This window comes from Bacillus sp. FSL P2-0099 (assembly GCF_038007445.1).
In the GTDB taxonomy this organism is placed as follows: domain Bacteria; phylum Bacillota; class Bacilli; order Bacillales; family Bacillaceae_G; genus Bacillus_A; species Bacillus_A mycoides.
In genome coordinates this window covers 1,088,736-1,106,342 of sequence record NZ_JBBOXE010000001.1, presented here as the reverse complement: position 1 = coordinate 1,106,342, position 17,607 = coordinate 1,088,736, and the positions used below count along the sequence as shown (strand labels likewise).

Genomic DNA, 17,607 nt, shown 5'->3' with positions numbered 1-17,607 from the left:
AGTAAATGAAATTATATCGACTTACTATAAAACACAACAATAGTAGCAACCTATTAATAAAAGAAGACCGTCCAAAAATACCTTTTGAACGGTCTTTCTTTCTATTATTTCTTCTTCACCGGTATCCAAAGTTCAATTTGAGCGAACTCACTTTTATCTGCATGGGAACGTTCATCGTATAGCTCAAACTCATTAACGCCGCAATGTTCGTATCCTGAATGCGGGAACCATTCTGAGAATACTGCATTCCACGTTTGGTGAATAGACGATACCATTTCTTCATGAGGAACTTTCGGCGTTGTAAATACTGCATATGTCGCCGCTGGGAATGTACGCTTTGCAACTGCATTTGGTACATTTTCAAAGTCTGTAACTTCCATTCCGATAATATAAGTGAAGTCCCCTGTTTCTAAATTAAAATCAGTACATAATCCAAGTTCTACCCATTGGCTCGTATCTTTACGATTCGGAATCGTCGTTCCAAGATCTTTTTGTAAATATTCTTGCCAAAATGCTGGAATGTCTTGATGGTTTTTTCCTTCTTTACTTGTCGTCTTCAGCTCATAACCCGCCATTAAAAATTCTGGTTTATTTACAATACGATATTCCATTTGTATGCCCCCTAAATATGGATTTAATTTTCTTTGCTTTACATTCACTCTATAATACATTGGTGTTTCAATTTCTTGTTTTCGATATTCACTTGGTGTCATTTGAAATAATTTTTTAAAGGCTCTCGTGAACGTTTCATGAGATTGAAAGCCATGCTCAAATGCGATATCAATAACTTTTTCATCCGTATGAGAAAGTTGATAAGCTGCCCGGGCTAACCTCCTCTTTCGAACATACTCCATTACTGTATCGCCTACTAACGCCTGGAATACACGATGAAAATGCGACTCAGAAAAACCTGCAACACGTGCTAAATTACGCAGCGTTTGTTTTTCCATTACATCTTCCTCAATATAATCAATTGACCTTTGAATTTGTGTTTCATAGCTTTCCATCTCTGTTCACCCGCCTTATATGTATTATGATAAAAGAGAATCCTATCCAATTCTTGACGTTTTTTACTATAATTTCGTAAAAATTGTAACTTTTTTATATGTATTTCGTTGTTATGTATGAAGGGAGGGAAATGTAGTGAAACGCAAACAATCATTAGAAGAAATTTACTCAGAGCATATGCAAGATTTATTTCGCTATCTTCTCTCCCTAACCGGAGATTCTCATAGTGCTGAAGATCTCATGCAAGAAACATTTTACCGAATGCTCGTCCATATTGACTATTATAAAGGAGAAGAAATTAGGCCGTGGTTATTTACAATCGCCTACAACGCCTTTATCGATTGGTACCGAAAAGAAAAGAAGTATAAAACAACGCAAATTGAAGAATTCCATTTACCAAACGTGCCAAGTACAGAACACTCTTATTTCGTAAAACATGAGATTGCTAGTTGGTTACAAAGTATATCCTCTCTTCCACTCGAAAGACGAAATGTGTTACTACTACGAGATTACTACGGATTCTCCTATAAGGAAATAGCAGAAATGACTAACCTCTCGTTAGCAAAAGTAAAAATTGAATTACACCGAGGACGAAAAGAAACGAAAAGCATAAAGGAGTGATACAGATGGGTTGTGCAGAGTTTAAAAAACTGTGGACGAAATACGAAAAAGGAACGCTCACACATGACGAACAAGAACAGTTAGAAAGTCATATAGAAACTTGTGCAGAATGTGAAGCTCATTTAGATGAATTGCTTGCGAAGAGTGAACCCGTAAAGAAAAAATTACCGCCAAAAGATCTTAAAGTTCCTTTTTGGAGAATTAAGTGGAAACATCGGTTACAAACGTTTGGTTTTATATTATCCATTTGCATCGTTATATATATAATCGGTGGGGTATTATCAGCCTTTTATTTTCAAGCTAATAATGATAAAAGGCTAGAAGAAATTAGAGAAGTTCCTTCGCTTGCACTTGAAGCAACTATCCCAAATAGCCGTGTTATGGGGGGCGGAACAAGTGTAGAAGCTTTTTTCCGTACGAACAGCAGCTTCGATTTAGTAAGAACCGTCGGTAAAAAAGAAATGCCACTCGGTACAGTAGAAACAAAAAGCTTCTTATCATCTGTAGATGTCACGAAACAAACTTGGATGAATCCGTTCTATCAACCAAAACTCTTCTTTGTTCATCCCAAAACAAAGCAAGGTGATTATTTAAAGGATTCCTCAAAAAAAGTATGGGATACACTTGCAAAAGTACATGATGGAACCGTTGCAGAAGTAGCAATTTCTTTTGATAAAACTTACACTTTAAAAGAATTAGAACCGCTTTTATATAGCATATTCGAAGCACAAGAACTCCCTCCAACTCCTGTATGGTACGCTTTAGATACAGGACAAGAAAGAAAAAATGTAGATGACTATATCTTACATGGCGGAGAAGCTATAGGATTTCCAGAACATGTAAGATTTCTAGATAGTAACGCAGACAAGTACAAAATGCCAGAAGATCAAGTAATCGAAATGATGCGCGTCCTTTCTATCCATAAAAAAACAGTAAGTAAAATAGCAGCACTTCCTGAGAAAGAACTCAACTTAGATAAACGTTATAAATATGTAAAAGATAACGGCGTAAAAGTATACGGCATTGTCATTACGGGGCCGTCGAAAGAATTATTAAAATTACAAAACTCCCCGCACGTACGTTATGCGACTCTTGGAGATATTGAGGTTTGGAATTGGTTTGATTAGTGAAAATGAAAAGGTTGTGTAGAAAATAGCAGCTATTTTCTACACAACCTTTTTAATAATTTAAAACCTATATTTCACTAACAGAATCTGTGAACAAAGCGTGGAATACGTTAACTTCCCCCATACGTAAACATTCCGTTTCTATATCAGGAATTGCAGTTCTAGCAACCTCTCGTTCTACTCTTACAAATCCTTTTGTATTCATTAGTTTATCAAATTCACAAATGGTATCCATTTCTACATCGATTGTTTCAAAAGTCCATTCCCTTACATCTTCATCATATGTTGTTTTTAATACGTAGTAATAATAATATTTATCAAGTAAGCTAACAAAAACCCCTAAATCAAGGCGCTCGCCTCTTGATTTTCGTATCCAATCAATATCATCATTTAACATCGGTTCTTTTCCATTTAGTAACACATTATATTCTAGACAATTATATAGGTTTAAATCTGTATAGTCTGACACGTGATAATCACAAAATGTTGACTCGATTAAAGACAAAATTTCCTTTTGAGAGCTTTCGTTTTTTATAAAATTCTCTTTCAAGTCTACAAACTTTTTATGCTCTTTGGACTCCTCGTACAATCCTTTTTCTTTCACAATATTTTTCGGAAAGAATTTGTAAACTGTTTCTTTTAATTCATTCATCATTTCAGGTTTTGCCGTTTTAACCATTCTGTAAATCCTCCTATGCTAAAAAGAATTCTCACCGCAATAAAGAATCATACCCTAAATATGTTATTAATTAACAAATAAATTATATTAAAATAAGCAATATGATTCAATTCTGTTTTTTTAAAATTTTTCTGTTATAATGGTTGATTCCGGACATTATGTTTATCATAATATGAAAATTACAACAAAAAACGACAAAAACCTTTAAATTACCTTAAAAAATATAACAATCCATATATAAAGAACGAAAGATTCTAAAGCGATTATTGAAAAATATATTATTTTTGTCACATTAAAAATTAGTACTTTTTTCACAAATTATTTTTGATGGAAAACTTTATAAAAATTTTTTTTTACTATAAAAGGTATTTCTCTGGTAAAATATTATAGTCTCGTAAAAATGTAACACATTTCCATACGAACAACCCTTTAAAGCGAAAAGGTGTCATCATAATTGATGACACCTTTTCCTATTACAAATAAACTAATTAGAAATCACTTTCACATACATCCCTCTTATCGCCTTTTCATAAGCGATATCGCTCATCTGTCTTATTTTTCCCGATACAACAGACGATCGAACAACTTCACCTTCACGAAGTAATGGAGGATCAATAAGACGCACTTTATTTTTCTGATGTAGATCATACTCATTTCTATCTTCTTTTACTTCTATACTTGGATGAACTTTTCTTAATAAAGCATCTACTTCTTGATCTTTACATAGCCGCAATTTCGTAATAAGCTCATGATCTTCAAGAAGAAAATCATCTGGATGGATTATCTTTTTATGAAGAGCTAATTTTAACGTTTTAGCTAACATATCGTTTCCATAAATATTCATTGGTTTCATAAAGAAATCAATTACTTCTTTGTAATACGTCTTCGTAAACCATTCTGCAATTTCAATATTTTGAAGAACCATTTTCCCATCTACTTCGATTAAATCCTCTAAAAAACTATGAACTTCTTCTAAAGAAATATATCCATATGTAAACATATCCCGTAATGTGTAATCCACTCGGTCTGCACATAATTCTGGCGCAGATTTTTCAAGTAATGTCCACTTCGAATCATCTAACAAAATATCTTCATAGTTATAATCATGTTTTGAAAGAATCGCCGGGATTTCCGAGTTTTTCACGACAGAACTAAATATTTCTTCATGATAACTTTCATTTTCGTTATCAAAAACGTAATCGATCACATGGGAAAAAGCAGTATGCGATACATCATGCAGTAAACCAGCAATCTGTTCTTCTACTGAACCACCAAGTTTTTTAATTAACAACATAGCACCAACTGAATGATCAAAACGTGTTACATTCCATTTCTCATTCATTAAGTAACTTGCTCCGGCCTGATGGACCCCTTTCAGCCTTTGCACAGGTTTACTTAAAATTAATTCTTCTAACACTTTATCTACTTTAAACTCACCGTATATGACATCTAATATGATCACTTAAAATCCCCCTTTTCAAGCAGAGTCTTCTTATAGTATCTCTTTTTTCAGAGAGTAAATAAAGAACTTCACTCGAATATTTTGTACCTTTAAATTAAAAAATAGAGAGCACTCAGCTCTCTATTTCACAATCCTATTCAAATGTAACTTCAACCTGCACAATCTCAGATCTACTTCCCAGTCTAAGCGGTGGTCCCCAGAATCCAAATCCAGAAGAAACAATTGCGTGGAATGCACCTTTTTGTGCATATCCCCAGTCTAGTTCGTACATTCTTCTCGTCACAATATGGTTCGGCGCCATTTGTCCGCGATGCGTGTGACCGGATAATAATAAATTAACGCCGGCGTCCGCTGCTTGTTTTAATTCAAATGGTTGGTGATCCATTGCGATAACAGGAAGCGATTTATCTACCGTACTCATTAGATTTTCAAAGCTTTGACGATCTCGCTCTGTTTTATCCCTTCTTCCAACGAGATAAAAATCATCTTCAATTGTAATGACTTCATCTAAAAGAATACGAATATCAATCTTATCCATCTCTTGTAAAAACTCAGGAACAGCTCTGCCGTAATATTCATGATTTCCTAACACACCATATACGCCTAATGGAGCTTTCATCTGTTTCATGATTGGTCCCATATTTTTTTGAATGAACACACCTGGATGATCATCGATAATATCACCAGGCAGTAAAATAATATCGGGTTTCATTTCATTTACATGACGAACGAGTCTCTTTAAATGAGCAACTCCAGACAGTTTACCGAAATGCATATCAGAGGCCATCGCAATGCGTAAACTTTTACGCCCTTCTACTTTTTTCGGTATGTCCACTTCGTACTTTCTTACTACTGGACTATATGCGTTGAATACTCCATACGCAAAAATAAAGATGAACGCAAGTAACACGGCCGATCCTGTCCAAACAATTGCCGTCTCTTTCTCCATTGAAAACTGTAGAAGGAAAACTGTAATATCGGCTAACGGCAATAACATAAGCGCGTATTGTATAACCGCAAACCAAATTGAACCGACCGTTCGCAGGAAAGGAAGGAATTTAAACACTTGTACGAGAATATACGCATATGAAATGAAGCCAACTACGAAAGCGTAATACCCCCAAGATTCCCAGCCGAACACCACATGAAGCCAAACCCATCCGTTCCAGCCGATGTAAAACATGAGTAGTGTGTATACAATTAAAATAGTGAATATATTGAGATAACGAAAACTTTTCACAGCCAGCCTCCTTATTGATTTCTTCTATTATAACTTGTTATGTACCAATAACGTAAATATTAAGCGTTCCAAACGGACCGTAATAAGCTACTTTATCTGCTACAGCACAAAGTTATTTTTACAGGTTTTCTTTATAGTAACCTGCTTTTCTAGCAGCTTTATTCACATATTCCTTGTTATAGCCTGGCCTATTTTGCTGTTTATAATTATGTTTACCTGTAGAATACCAAAGATAAAACCCTCCGTATAAAGACAATCCTTTCTCTTAACATTGCAATTCTCTTTAAACGTTCGCTCACATTTATCCCCTCATGTATTAAGTAACTCAACATAATACAGCGTATCATCCGTCTGAAAATACATAACAGATCCGCGGCTATAATAAGTAACAAATTGAATCGTCTCACCTAGTTCATTACAAGGATTCATATCATGCACATGATTATTGTTTAAATCATAAACAACCAACTTTTTATCTCGAGTAATGAATACTACTTTATCTTGAGCAACCGCAAAACTTTCCGACCGTATTTCCTTAATTACATTTATTTCATTCCATGACATATGAATTTCTTTATCTTTCATTTGAACTAAAGGAAATTCTGAATAATAATAGAGCCAAACGTCTCCATCTATAACGTTCATCGCATAACAATCATCTATAGGAGGCACATTAAGCCTTTCTACATATTGATCATAATGATTAAAAATCAATTGACCTTTAGAATCAAAAGCAACTATACCATTTATTCCAATTGGGCACTCTCCGAAAACCCCTTCATCACAATAACTAATCCATATATCTTCATTCGCATCAACCTGACAATCTTGAATCCCTTCTCCGGCATAAAACTTACAATATTCACTTCCGTCCGCATTATAAATAACCGCATTATCCTCTTCATAATTAAATATAAGTAACCATTTCTCTCCGATTCGTTGCATACATTGGACAGATTCAACATCGATATCTACGTTTAAATTGAATTTACTTATATTCATATTATTTTTATCCAAATAAATAATACAAGGTTGATCAGTATTATCTTGTACTAGTAAAATCACATTTTGTTTATAATCCAAACTCACTTTTTTTAACTGATAAGCTTCAACAATATCCTTAAAACTTACTAACTCTTTACATGCGATATCTTTCATATAGATGAAAATCCTCTCATTGATTCTAAACATAAAAAATAAGCGTCAAACTTCCTTAATTCTAATAAGTTTGACGCTTACCCTCAATTATTATTTTAACTGCTACATTTTAATCTCTTATAGAAAATATTAAATTCCATTGTTTTTTTCTATAATTTATCGGACTCATCTTTTCAAATTTTTGATTTTGAATATGAAAAACTATTTTCTGTATATTTACTGTCGGATTGAATAAAAAATCTCTCAAATCAATATACTTTTCCTTTGCAAACACAGCCCCTTCCATAATAGAAAGATTCTGCGCTCCTTGTTCTATATCTATATTTAAAATACATTGATATAGAATATCCTCATTATTTAATACTAAGTCCGCTTTTATATGAACATCCGCATTCCCGAATTCAAATATATTTGTAACAACAGACGGGCGAACCCAAGTCTCGTCTTGATAATCTACACTTTCATTCTCGTAATCCCACTCCCAGATTGGTGCGACCGAGAAATCTTCAAGACTTAACTCTTCTATTGGTTTTCCATTAGTTGAACCCACCAGTGATCCTGCCTCTTTAACTACTTTAGGAATAAGATTACTAAAGTACATATTTCTCTCATCCGTTATCGATTCTTTAATAATGGGATATAAATATAAAGTAGCCATCGTTCTGAAACCATTTCTCGCTCTTAATTCTAATTCCATTTCTATAGAAAAAGTCCTTATTGATAAATAACTAATTCGAACGTTTCCATTAAGGACCGTAAAAGTTGCTCCCTCTATATTAAATTCCCATTCTTGAAAATTAAACTCTTTATAATAATAACTATAATCCTTATGTATAAAATCAGGATACTTATTTAAATATATATCCAAAAAATCATCTTCTACTAAGGTCTTATATGTTGGGCATATAATTTTAAACTGTAACTTTCGAGATTTAGAATCCACAACAATAAAGTTATCCTGTATTATACAATACACCCAAGGTATATAAAATTGATTTCCCTCTATTATAAGCTTTGAAGGCTCTCGTTTTAACATTGATACCACCTCTTTTATACATCCTAATGTAACTTAAACCATCGCTCAACGTTGTCGATTACATAAAATTTCTGTTATTCTCCATCTTTTTTCTGCATTATATAGTAGATCTTCATACACATATTTAACAAATGAATCTTTCTAACCACTAATTTTTCTGGTGATATATTAATAGCCCCTAAAAGCAAACTGAATATACATGTAAGTACCAACACCATAAATAACAAAAGCAACTATAGTAATTAGCCAATTTTCACTATTTTTTTGTACATACTTCGAGCATATCCGAATAAGAAGTAAAATAATTAATTGAATTGCAGTCACTTTTAAGACAGCAAATATAGTAGTTTCCGTAACAAACACTACCCATGTCCCGAACAGCATACGGATACAAAGAATAATCGCCCCAATACGTGTTTCAGTATATTGTTTATTTATATCTGCAAAAAATATATCTTGCAACATAACAGTTAATATTAATACACCTAATAAAGCCAAGATAGAAGCAAATTCTAAAATTTCTATAAGCACTTTTAGTCTCCCTTCATTAACGTCTTCCCGCTTCCTTTCATTTAACCTCGATTCTATTAATACCTTAATTCGTTTCAGATACTTCTGTGTTAGCTGCTTTATACGCAATAGTCGATTCACGACCTTCATTATCTATTTCTTTAATAATCCTATTATCCTTATTATATACAAACCCACGGGATTTCAAAGTATTCGTCATGCTTCACGTACCTTGAAAGGCATTGAAACGATTCATGCTATATACAAACAAAAGAGAAGTCACATTCCAGACTTCTCTTTTTCAACGTACAAGGAATTATAAGATTTATTCAGAACCAATTATTCTCTATCTTCCTTTGCTAACTCATACGTATATGCTAATACAAATCCCAAACCTAAACTAATAGCTACTATTAATTGAAAGAAAAATGAAATATCATTTAGAATACTTGTAGTTATTGCCAAAATCCCGCTAACAAATAACATGCCAGCAATCAAAGCTGAAAGGTAATGCCTTTCTCTCAGCAATGTATACATTAAATATATGGAAATTCCTATTCCCAAAACCATCTTAAAAATATACATACATTCGACCCCATACTTATATTTTACCTTCTTTTTTTATTACTTTTTTTATTGTGTTTCTTATCATATTCTTTATATCCCGATTTGAACCCTTGATAAAATGTGTAACCGTCAGGAATAAAGCCTATAAACCCTAAAGTTTTTAATCCTAATTTCGTTCCAGCTTTTCGCATTCCCTGTTTTAACTGTTTTTTATTGAATGAAGGTGTATTTGCAAGCTTATAGTTTCTTGCCCCTAAACGATACCCAGCGCCAAATGAAGTAACATGTGGGATAAATGTAGCTGGATTTCCAACATAAGATTTCCAAACAGCCTTCCCCCCAGATTTTGTTGCATACCAAATCTGTTTCCCTTTACTTTTCCATGCTTTATGCCCATCTGGATCCACCGATAAGAACACACCATGCTCCGGATTATAGTATCTCGCAATCAAGTAATACATACTAATTTCTTTATCATACATGTATCCCGCATACCCAAATGGATTCTCTGCTGCGATACCTTTTGCGTCGCTCTTTAATACGTTACCCCACGAGTCATATTCATACGTTGCTACAACTTCTTTGTCTTGATTCGTCATCGCAACGACATCACCACGAGGGTTATAATGATAGTATAACGTTTGTCCTTGCGATTTCATAGCTAAGCGCGTACCGCTTGTAGCGTATACATATTGACGAAGTACAGTTCCACTTCCATCTGTTTCATACAACGGATTAATACTGTCTCCATCATAGAAATAGCGTGTTACTTGACCATTTACATTCTTTTCAATACGACGATTATCATCATCATACTTATAAGTTGCAAATGCATTGCTTTCACCTTGTTTTGTAATCGCTACAATTTGATCATTTTCATTCCATGTATACTTATACTTCCCATCAGATGTACGATTTCCATTCGCATCATACGTTAAGGATTCATTTCCGAATTTTACAAGTTGATTTCCTTCATTAAATGTTGCCGCTATAGATTTTGTTTCTTTTCCATTCTCTACAACTTTCACACTTGTACGGTTTCCAAATCCATCATATGTGTATGATTTAGTTGTTCCGTTTGGTAATGCCTCGTTTAATAGTTGGTTAATCGGGTCATATACAAAGTTTGTTTCTGTTAATTTTCCGCCCGCACCTTCATGTTTAATCTTCGTACGGTTACCTGCTTGGTCATATTCATATCGTTCAGAAAGTAGAATACTGTTTGATGTACCTACTACTAAATCTTTAATTTTGTTTGCATGGTCATAGTTAAAGGTAGAACCTGAACCATTTCCAGCTGTATACGTACGAACATTTCCTTGATCGTCATAATCAAATCGGTACGTTTGAGAACCATCTGTCACACGAATGTTTTGATCTAACGTGTTGTAATCATATGATACTTTATTTGTGTATCCGCCTTGTGTTACGGTTTGTTCTTTTAATTTTTCTGTCTTACTGTTTGCTTTGTCATGATATGCCCAGTCAACTTTTCCGCCTCGACTATCCGTTGCACTTGTGACACGATCAGCCTTATCGTATGTTTTGGTACGTTCTACACCATTGACATGGTCTTTTACTTTCGTAACTTGTCCATTTTGGTCACGTTCAAAAGTAAATGAATCTTTTCCGTTGCGCTTTTCACCAACGACGCGATCTGCTGTATCATATACAGATTCTACAATAGAGCCATTTGGCATTATTGTTTTAATCTGGTTTGCATTTTCATCATACGTATGTTCAATACGACGGTTTAACGCATCGATATACACTGTATTTTTATTATCTACATCAAATTCATATTTGTGTGTCTGTGTCTTCCCGCCAAACATGACAGATTTCTCTGTTGTATTTCCATTATGATCAAAACGATAATTTACAGAGGTCCCATTTTTCAGGGTGATTTTTGTTAATAAACTATCTTTGTTGTAATCATATAATTTTGTATTTCCTTTTTCATCTGTTTCGCTCTTTTTATTTCCTGATGCATCGTACGTGAATGTATTTTTTTGCCCCTCTTCATCATACGCTGCGATGACATTTCCATCGTTGTCATACTCATTTTTAATAAGAGCATTTCCTTCTAGTAAACGTATATCATCAAACCAAACTTTCCCTTTGTTTTCTCTTCTAAATAGAAGATAAACTTCCATACGTTTAATTGGTTTAGTGGCAGGGATTACAAATGCACTACGATTCCAATCATTTGTCCCACTTGGGAATTTAGCTTGGAAATTTTCCCCACTTCCATCTTGATAATGCACATCCGCCCAAATAGAGTAATCTCGAGAGAGTTTATCTGGTGCAGTATTTTCTACATTTTCAGATTTAGACATTCCTGTTAGCGTGATTGGTTCTGCTTTTTTCTGATTTATAGTGATATGCTTGCCATATCCTACATCTGAACCTCCATATTGGCTACGTTCTAATACAATAGACGAATTTCCTGTAAAGCTTTCGTTATGAGAAATATCTTTTGCATCACAACTTGTTCCATCTCCTCGAATCCAACCTGGCATACAGCCATTTCCCGCTATATTTTCTAAACTACTATTTTCAATTGGATTAAAGCTGGAAGACACTTCTCCTCTTTCCAATTGAATCTTATCAAACCATGCTGAACCACTTGAATCCGCTCGATTATAATCAACTTGTAGATATATTCTAACTTTTTTTGTTTGATCTGTTGTCTTAAAGGTTACTTGGCGATTCGTCCAATCTTTCTCGCCCTCTATCCTATTATGACGTGTATCAAACCAGTTATTTCCACTTCCAAGAGGAGTTCCATCTTCTTTTAATAACTGAACATTAAAAAATGCACCAGCGTGAGTTAATGATGTTTTCATCATCCCACTTAATGTGTATGTTGTATTTGGTTCTACTACCACATCTTGAATCGCACTATGGTATCCCCAACCAGCATTTTGCGCCTTTACTATCATTTGTAAAGATGAAGATCCACCCAATCCACCTGGCGCGAATATTTCATCTTTTTTCAATGATCCATGACTATTAGTCTTCTCTTCATTCCATCTCTCAGTGTTATTCATTTCAAAGCTTGGATTTTGAATCAGGTTTTCTCCTGTTCCCAGCTCTCTAGTTGTTGCAATTGGATTTCCAAACTGATCATACTGCATGAAAGATGATGTATTTGCTGCTTGGTCAGTTTCAGACACTTCTGTATTTGCTGATTTATAAGCAACAGTTGTTTCACGATTTTCGTTATCTGTCGCTTTTATAATCCCATTGTCTTTATTGTACTCAAACTTTTCTGTCCCCATTTCATCGGTAACAGACGTAACATTCCCATTATTATCATAGGTCGCTGTTTCTGTTTGATTTTTAGGAGTCGTAGTTTTCACTAAATTATTTGCATTATATTCATACGCCGTTGTTAAATTCAGACGCCCAGAATCTTCGACTGTTTTCACTGGATTTCCAGCATCGTTATACGTATAAACAGTCTTACGCCCTTTTGGATTCGTTAACGTAACTTCTTTCGCATCCGTATTATATGCTAATGTTGTTGCTTTCCCTAATGGGTCTGTCACTTTTACTAATCTATTATTCTCGTATGCATACGATGTTTTATACGGTTTTGCATCTGTATGTTGCGGGTCATAAATAGATGTTAATAAACCATTATCATATCCGTATTTATATACTTTTCCTTCTGGTGTTGTAGAAGAAACGAGTAAATCTCCATCATACTTAAATGTAATCGTCTTATTATCTGGACCGATTACTCTTGCTGCTTTTTTATTATTCCCATCATATTGTACTAATAACTCTTTGCCAGAAGCGTTCTTTACTTTTGATAAACGGAATTCGCCATCATACTCATATGTCGTCGTATTTCCGTATTTATCTTTTGTATACTCAATACGCCCCTGTGCATCGCCAGATTTATAGAAAGTAACAGTTTGGTCTTTATCTTTTATTTCATACCCACCTGATACTTGCTTAATTTCTAAATATATACCAGTAGGAGCTTGATACGTATTATCTCCTGTTCTAGTAAAAGTAATATTCGCACCATCGGCAGAAATTAAAAGTAAGTTTCCATTTCCGTCGGCCCAAATTCTTTCTTCTAATCCACTAGACCACCCCGTACCAAATAAGCCTACCTTTTTACTCTGGCTATTGTACGTTCTTTCTACTGATACATCCGGCCCGCGCCCTGATAACGTAATATCTTTCTCACTCATGATAAAGTTACCATTTGTAGCATTTACTTTACCATTTAACACCGGAACTGATGCCCAGTAATCAAACATCCCTATAAATCCAAAATCTTGGGAGAATTTAGGAACAAACTCATGCGAAATTTCACTTTCAGCATGTCCAGCTTTACTATACGCTGTTACACGGAACCAGTAGTTTTTCGAACCTGCATAGATTCCACCAGAATTCTTATACACAGGTGATGGATCAACTGCTAATTCTGCACCTTTTTTATCGTGATGAAGTAAATATTGGCCTTTCGTTATTTCATCTTTCGTTGGCCAAATCTTCTCATTTTGCGTTGTCCAATTTGTTTTATTTCCCACATCGAACGCTTCGTAATCTTTTCCGTTATAAATCCAAACTTTATAACCTGTTGCTGCTGGAACTGAGTCCCACTTCAGCGTTACATAACCAGTTTGCTGATCTGTCGCATTAATATATGCAGAGCCATCTGGCTTTTTCACTTGTTCTAGTGGAATAAATGGAACTACTCCATCAGAAAGCGGACTATCACCAAATGGATACTCTGCCACAATACGAATCCAGTAGCTACTTCTTCCGCTATAATCCCCGTATGGACCTCCTGCTTGATAAGCATTTATATATATTTGTCCTGGGTCAGTAGGTGCTTCTGCACCTTGTCCGTCATCATGTATCCAGTAACGCCCTTGTGCAATTTCTTCTGGCGTTGGGAATATTTTTTTATCCTTCGTTGTCCAACTTGTCACATTACCAACTGAAATATATTCATAGTCATATCCATTAAAAATAGCTACTTTATACTCTGTTGCTCCTGGAACTGGATCCCATTGTACATTAAAGTGACCTGAACTACTTCCACTCCCATTCGAGTAAGCTTGTACTCTCGGTGTATTCGGTTTTGCATACGAATACTTAACTTCTAAGTACGGTGCATTTTCTCCGTTTTCAGCTGCAATAAACTTTTTCCAATGATTCTGACCATTTCCATTTGCATGTAGCTTAAAACCGTTGTTTGGTCTCGCACCTTCTACCCATGCTTTCACTGTATTCGTTACATTGAACTGAGCCCATTTTCCGCGGCCTACATCAGCGTGTGCAATGTTGTTAGAACCTGGTTTATTATTCCAGTTAATACCTCCGACATTCCATCCACCTGTAACTTCATCTAACCAAACACCATTTGGTTGATTTCCATAATAATGCCAAACTGCATAGGCATGGAATGTTGCACTTTCAATCTTTGCACCTTTTAAATTTGAAACGTCTGGTTTAATGAATGAAAAGTTTGTCCCAGAGGCCCCGTCATAATAACCTACTTTTAATGTATAAGCATTTTGACCAGCATCCCAAAGCTTTCCTCCTGAATAATTGACAGTTGGATACGCGCTTGAAGCATAAGCATTTTCAAAGTTATCCAGTTCAATTGAAGGGTCTACATATACCGGATATTTTCGTTCCGGCGCTTGTAACCACTTTGGATCCGCTGTAACAGTTAACGTATATGTTTTTTCATCTGTCTTCTCAATATTGTAACGAACCGCATCTGACGTTACAGCCTCACCTGATTGTTGATCTACATTTGAATCGTTCATATACGGTTTCGGTAATGTGAAGACTTTTTCTTTTTTCTCATTTTGGAAGTCGATTGAACCATCTTCCTGTATATTCGGTGTTAAATCTGTTTCTAATGCAAACGTAAAAATATGATGCCCTGTATACTCACGTAATACAAAGTCTTCTTTTACATTTTCATTAAATGTCGTACTCTTTAAATCAATATTTGGGAAAATCCCTTTATACCATACTGTATTTTTTTCATGTGTTGCGGTTACTGGTGATGGCTTCACTTCACCTTTTTCACCATTTGCACTCATTAATTTGTACTGAATAGTATGATCTTTTACTTTAAATTGAACGTACTTTCCATCTTGTGTTGTTTTCTCAAACTCTGGTTCTAATTTTGTATTTTCCGTTACAATTTTTTCATTTGGTGCTTCTACTAATTTTGGTGAAACCTCTTCTAGCTTTCCATCTTTCTCTGCATGAATTGGTTCCGTATATACCTTCTTTGTAAAAGTACCATCATTGTTATCAAAAACCTTTTCGGTTTCCGTTCTTTCTTCTACAATCTCAGTTGGATTTGCTTGTGCTTTAGCCTTATCCTTCTTTAACTGATCTGGATGTGGAGCTGGTAACTCCTTTTCCTCTTTCTTTTCCACTTCTGGACTTTGTTCTGAATTCGGAGATGGTGTAAACGGTGGTGCTGTTTCCGCCAATCCATTCAGTGGTATAGAGGTAACAATTAATGCAACTACCATAAGTTGGATTAAATACCTATACCAATTCTTTTGTTTCTTTTCTTTCATAAACTCACCTCGCTGAAATATTTTTAACATATATAATGTTACATATCACAATTTAAACAAAGGAAAGAGTAAAGTAAATATAGTTTTAAAGTTTTGAAGATTTTGTGCACAAAATCCGACAATTTAACACAATTTTATAAATGTCATTACAGATAACTGTTTTTGTTATATATTTAAAAATTTACGATAATTTTATCTATTATTGTTCGCTAGCGACATGATATGAACATCATTCAACTAACCTTTTATTTTCACTTTCGATTTTGTTCTAACATTCAATGAATCTAGTACACTGATCTTCATATTCCTGGGGTAAATATGGTTCCCTAACTGTAATACCATTATTTATAGCGGGTAATTAGAATATCTTCCTTACTATTCATACCAAATAACTGTTTGAACACGCTCCCCCTCTTCTTATGATATCTATAGTTTTTCCCCACTACATTTCGCATACGAAAAACTATCACTACAAACAAAGAGGAAGCCTCCCAAAATATATTTTAGAAGGCTTCCTCTTATTAATAGATTGCTGATTTTAACTCTCTTAAATAACAAAATCCTCCGGAATAAACACTTTCACTTCTCTCGGATGTACGTATACAAACTCACCTGTTTGAATGCCTAGTTGTCTAAACTGTTCTTTACTAATTTCTGCTTCTAGATACTCATCTGTTCCGTCGCGCTTCAATTCTACATATACGACAGGGCCAACTGCATGTGAGTATGTTACTTTCGCCGGGATGGCATCTATACTTTGTTTCGTACGATCGATTGATAAGTGATGTGGTCTTACGTATCCCACTCCGTCTACGTTTGAAACGTGCTTATGCTCTGGTGCTTCTAGCTCCACTGATCCTACATTTAGCTTACCTTTATGAACGCGGCCGTGAAATAAATTCACGTTTCCTAAAAAGTCATATACGAACGGACTTGCTGGTTTTTCATATACTTCTTCCGGCGTTCCCATTTGTTCAATGCGTCCTTCATTCATTACAACGATGCGGTCCGCAACGTCTAGCGCTTCTTCTTGATCATGCGTTACGAATACGCTCGTAATTTGAAATTCGTCATGTAGTTTCCGGAGCCATCTTCGCAATTCTTTCCGTACTTTTGCATCAAGTGCACCGAACGGTTCATCTAGCAATAAAATTTTCGGTTCGACTGCCAGTGCCCGGGCTAGTGCGATACGTTGGCGTTGTCCGCCAGATAATTACGCTGGATAACGTTTTGCGAAACCATCCATTTTTACTAGTTTCAATAGTTCTGTTACTTTTTCTTTTATTACTTCAGCTGAAGGTCGTAAGTTTTTCTTTCTTACTTTTAAACCGAAAGCGACATTTTCAAATACATTCATATGTTTAAAAAGTGCATAGTGCTGGAAGACGAAACCGACTTGCCTGTTTTTTACGTGAATATCAGTTAAATCTTCTCCATCAAATGAAATGGAGCCTCCATCCGCTTCTTCTAGTCCTGCAATAATTCGTAATAATGTCGTCTTCCCAGAACCTGATGGGCCTAATAAAGCGACCAGTTCTCCTTTTGGAATATCCAAATGAATGTCTGTCAGCGCTTGAAATGTACCATATTGTTTTGATACATTTTGAATTTGAATACTCACCGC

General features: G+C 35.0%; 12 protein-coding genes and 2 pseudogenes. 3 read left to right on the top strand and 11 right to left on the bottom strand.

Going from position 1 to position 17,607, the window contains the following annotated elements; all coding sequences use genetic code 11:
- Positions 1 to 104: 104 nt before the first annotated feature.
- The gene (locus tag MKY90_RS05600; RefSeq protein WP_002030329.1) at positions 105 to 1,007 is read right to left on the bottom strand and encodes an AraC family transcriptional regulator; all 903 of its coding nucleotides are present in this window, start codon (positions 1,005 to 1,007) and stop codon (positions 105 to 107) included.
- A gap of 136 nt (positions 1,008 to 1,143) precedes the next feature.
- Between MKY90_RS05600 and MKY90_RS05595 the strand changes: the two genes are divergently transcribed.
- Together MKY90_RS05595 and MKY90_RS05590 are read left to right on the top strand one after the other, a co-directional pair.
- Positions 1,144 to 1,629: an RNA polymerase sigma factor gene (locus tag MKY90_RS05595; RefSeq protein WP_097810055.1), complete on the top strand. Its 486-nt coding sequence runs from the start codon at positions 1,144 to 1,146 to the stop codon at positions 1,627 to 1,629.
- A gap of 5 nt (positions 1,630 to 1,634) precedes the next feature.
- Positions 1,635 to 2,756 (top strand): anti-sigma factor, encoded by a 1,122-nt coding sequence (locus MKY90_RS05590; protein ID WP_201066359.1) that lies wholly within the window; start codon positions 1,635 to 1,637, stop codon positions 2,754 to 2,756.
- Between the two features lie 67 nt (positions 2,757 to 2,823).
- Here the strand turns inward: MKY90_RS05590 and MKY90_RS05585 are convergent, their stop codons facing one another.
- The 7 genes from MKY90_RS05585 to MKY90_RS05555 form a co-directional block, all read right to left on the bottom strand.
- Positions 2,824 to 3,435 carry a hypothetical protein gene (locus MKY90_RS05585; protein WP_341090717.1) on the bottom strand — a complete coding sequence of 204 codons (612 nt, stop codon included), beginning with the start codon at positions 3,433 to 3,435 and terminating at the stop codon, positions 2,824 to 2,826.
- A gap of 484 nt (positions 3,436 to 3,919) precedes the next feature.
- The gene (locus tag MKY90_RS05580; protein ID WP_098167243.1) at positions 3,920 to 4,897 is read right to left on the bottom strand and encodes an HD domain-containing protein; all 978 of its coding nucleotides are present in this window, start codon (positions 4,895 to 4,897) and stop codon (positions 3,920 to 3,922) included.
- Between the two features lie 133 nt (positions 4,898 to 5,030).
- Positions 5,031 to 6,137, bottom strand: coding sequence for a metallophosphoesterase (locus MKY90_RS05575; protein WP_341090713.1), 1,107 nt, complete (start codon positions 6,135 to 6,137; stop codon positions 5,031 to 5,033).
- 309 nt (positions 6,138 to 6,446) lie between these two features.
- The gene (locus tag MKY90_RS05570) at positions 6,447 to 7,295 is read right to left on the bottom strand and encodes a hypothetical protein (RefSeq protein WP_098167241.1); all 849 of its coding nucleotides are present in this window, start codon (positions 7,293 to 7,295) and stop codon (positions 6,447 to 6,449) included.
- 109 nt (positions 7,296 to 7,404) lie between these two features.
- The gene (locus MKY90_RS05565; protein ID WP_098167240.1) at positions 7,405 to 8,331 is read right to left on the bottom strand and encodes a hypothetical protein; all 927 of its coding nucleotides are present in this window, start codon (positions 8,329 to 8,331) and stop codon (positions 7,405 to 7,407) included.
- Positions 8,332 to 8,499: 168 nt separating this feature from the next.
- Complete coding sequence (locus tag MKY90_RS05560) at positions 8,500 to 8,862, bottom strand: hypothetical protein (RefSeq protein ID WP_141506882.1); 363 nt, start codon at positions 8,860 to 8,862, stop codon at positions 8,500 to 8,502.
- Positions 8,863 to 8,926: 64 nt separating this feature from the next.
- A complete protein-coding gene (locus tag MKY90_RS05555) occupies positions 8,927 to 9,061 on the bottom strand; it encodes a hypothetical protein (protein WP_265325016.1) in 135 nt (44 codons plus the stop codon).
- Here MKY90_RS05555 and MKY90_RS05550 point away from each other — a divergent pair.
- Positions 9,032 to 9,163: pseudogene (locus MKY90_RS05550) on the top strand (IS6 family transposase); the annotation flags it as partial. The gene MKY90_RS05555 and the pseudogene MKY90_RS05550 sit on opposite strands and share 30 nt — an antisense overlap.
- A gap of 17 nt (positions 9,164 to 9,180) precedes the next feature.
- Here the strand turns inward: MKY90_RS05550 and MKY90_RS05545 are convergent.
- The 3 genes and pseudogenes from MKY90_RS05545 to MKY90_RS05535 all read right to left on the bottom strand — a co-directional run bounded on the left by MKY90_RS05545 (position 9,181) and on the right by MKY90_RS05535 (position 17,604).
- On the bottom strand, positions 9,181 to 9,426 hold the full coding sequence (locus MKY90_RS05545; protein WP_098167239.1) for a hypothetical protein: 246 nt from the start codon (positions 9,424 to 9,426) through the stop codon (positions 9,181 to 9,183).
- A gap of 23 nt (positions 9,427 to 9,449) precedes the next feature.
- Complete coding sequence (locus MKY90_RS05540) at positions 9,450 to 15,983, bottom strand: DNRLRE domain-containing protein (RefSeq protein WP_341090702.1); 6,534 nt, start codon at positions 15,981 to 15,983, stop codon at positions 9,450 to 9,452.
- 547 nt (positions 15,984 to 16,530) lie between these two features.
- Positions 16,531 to 17,604 (bottom strand): annotated as a pseudogene (locus MKY90_RS05535) (sulfate/molybdate ABC transporter ATP-binding protein).
- Positions 17,605 to 17,607 lie beyond the last annotated feature (3 nt).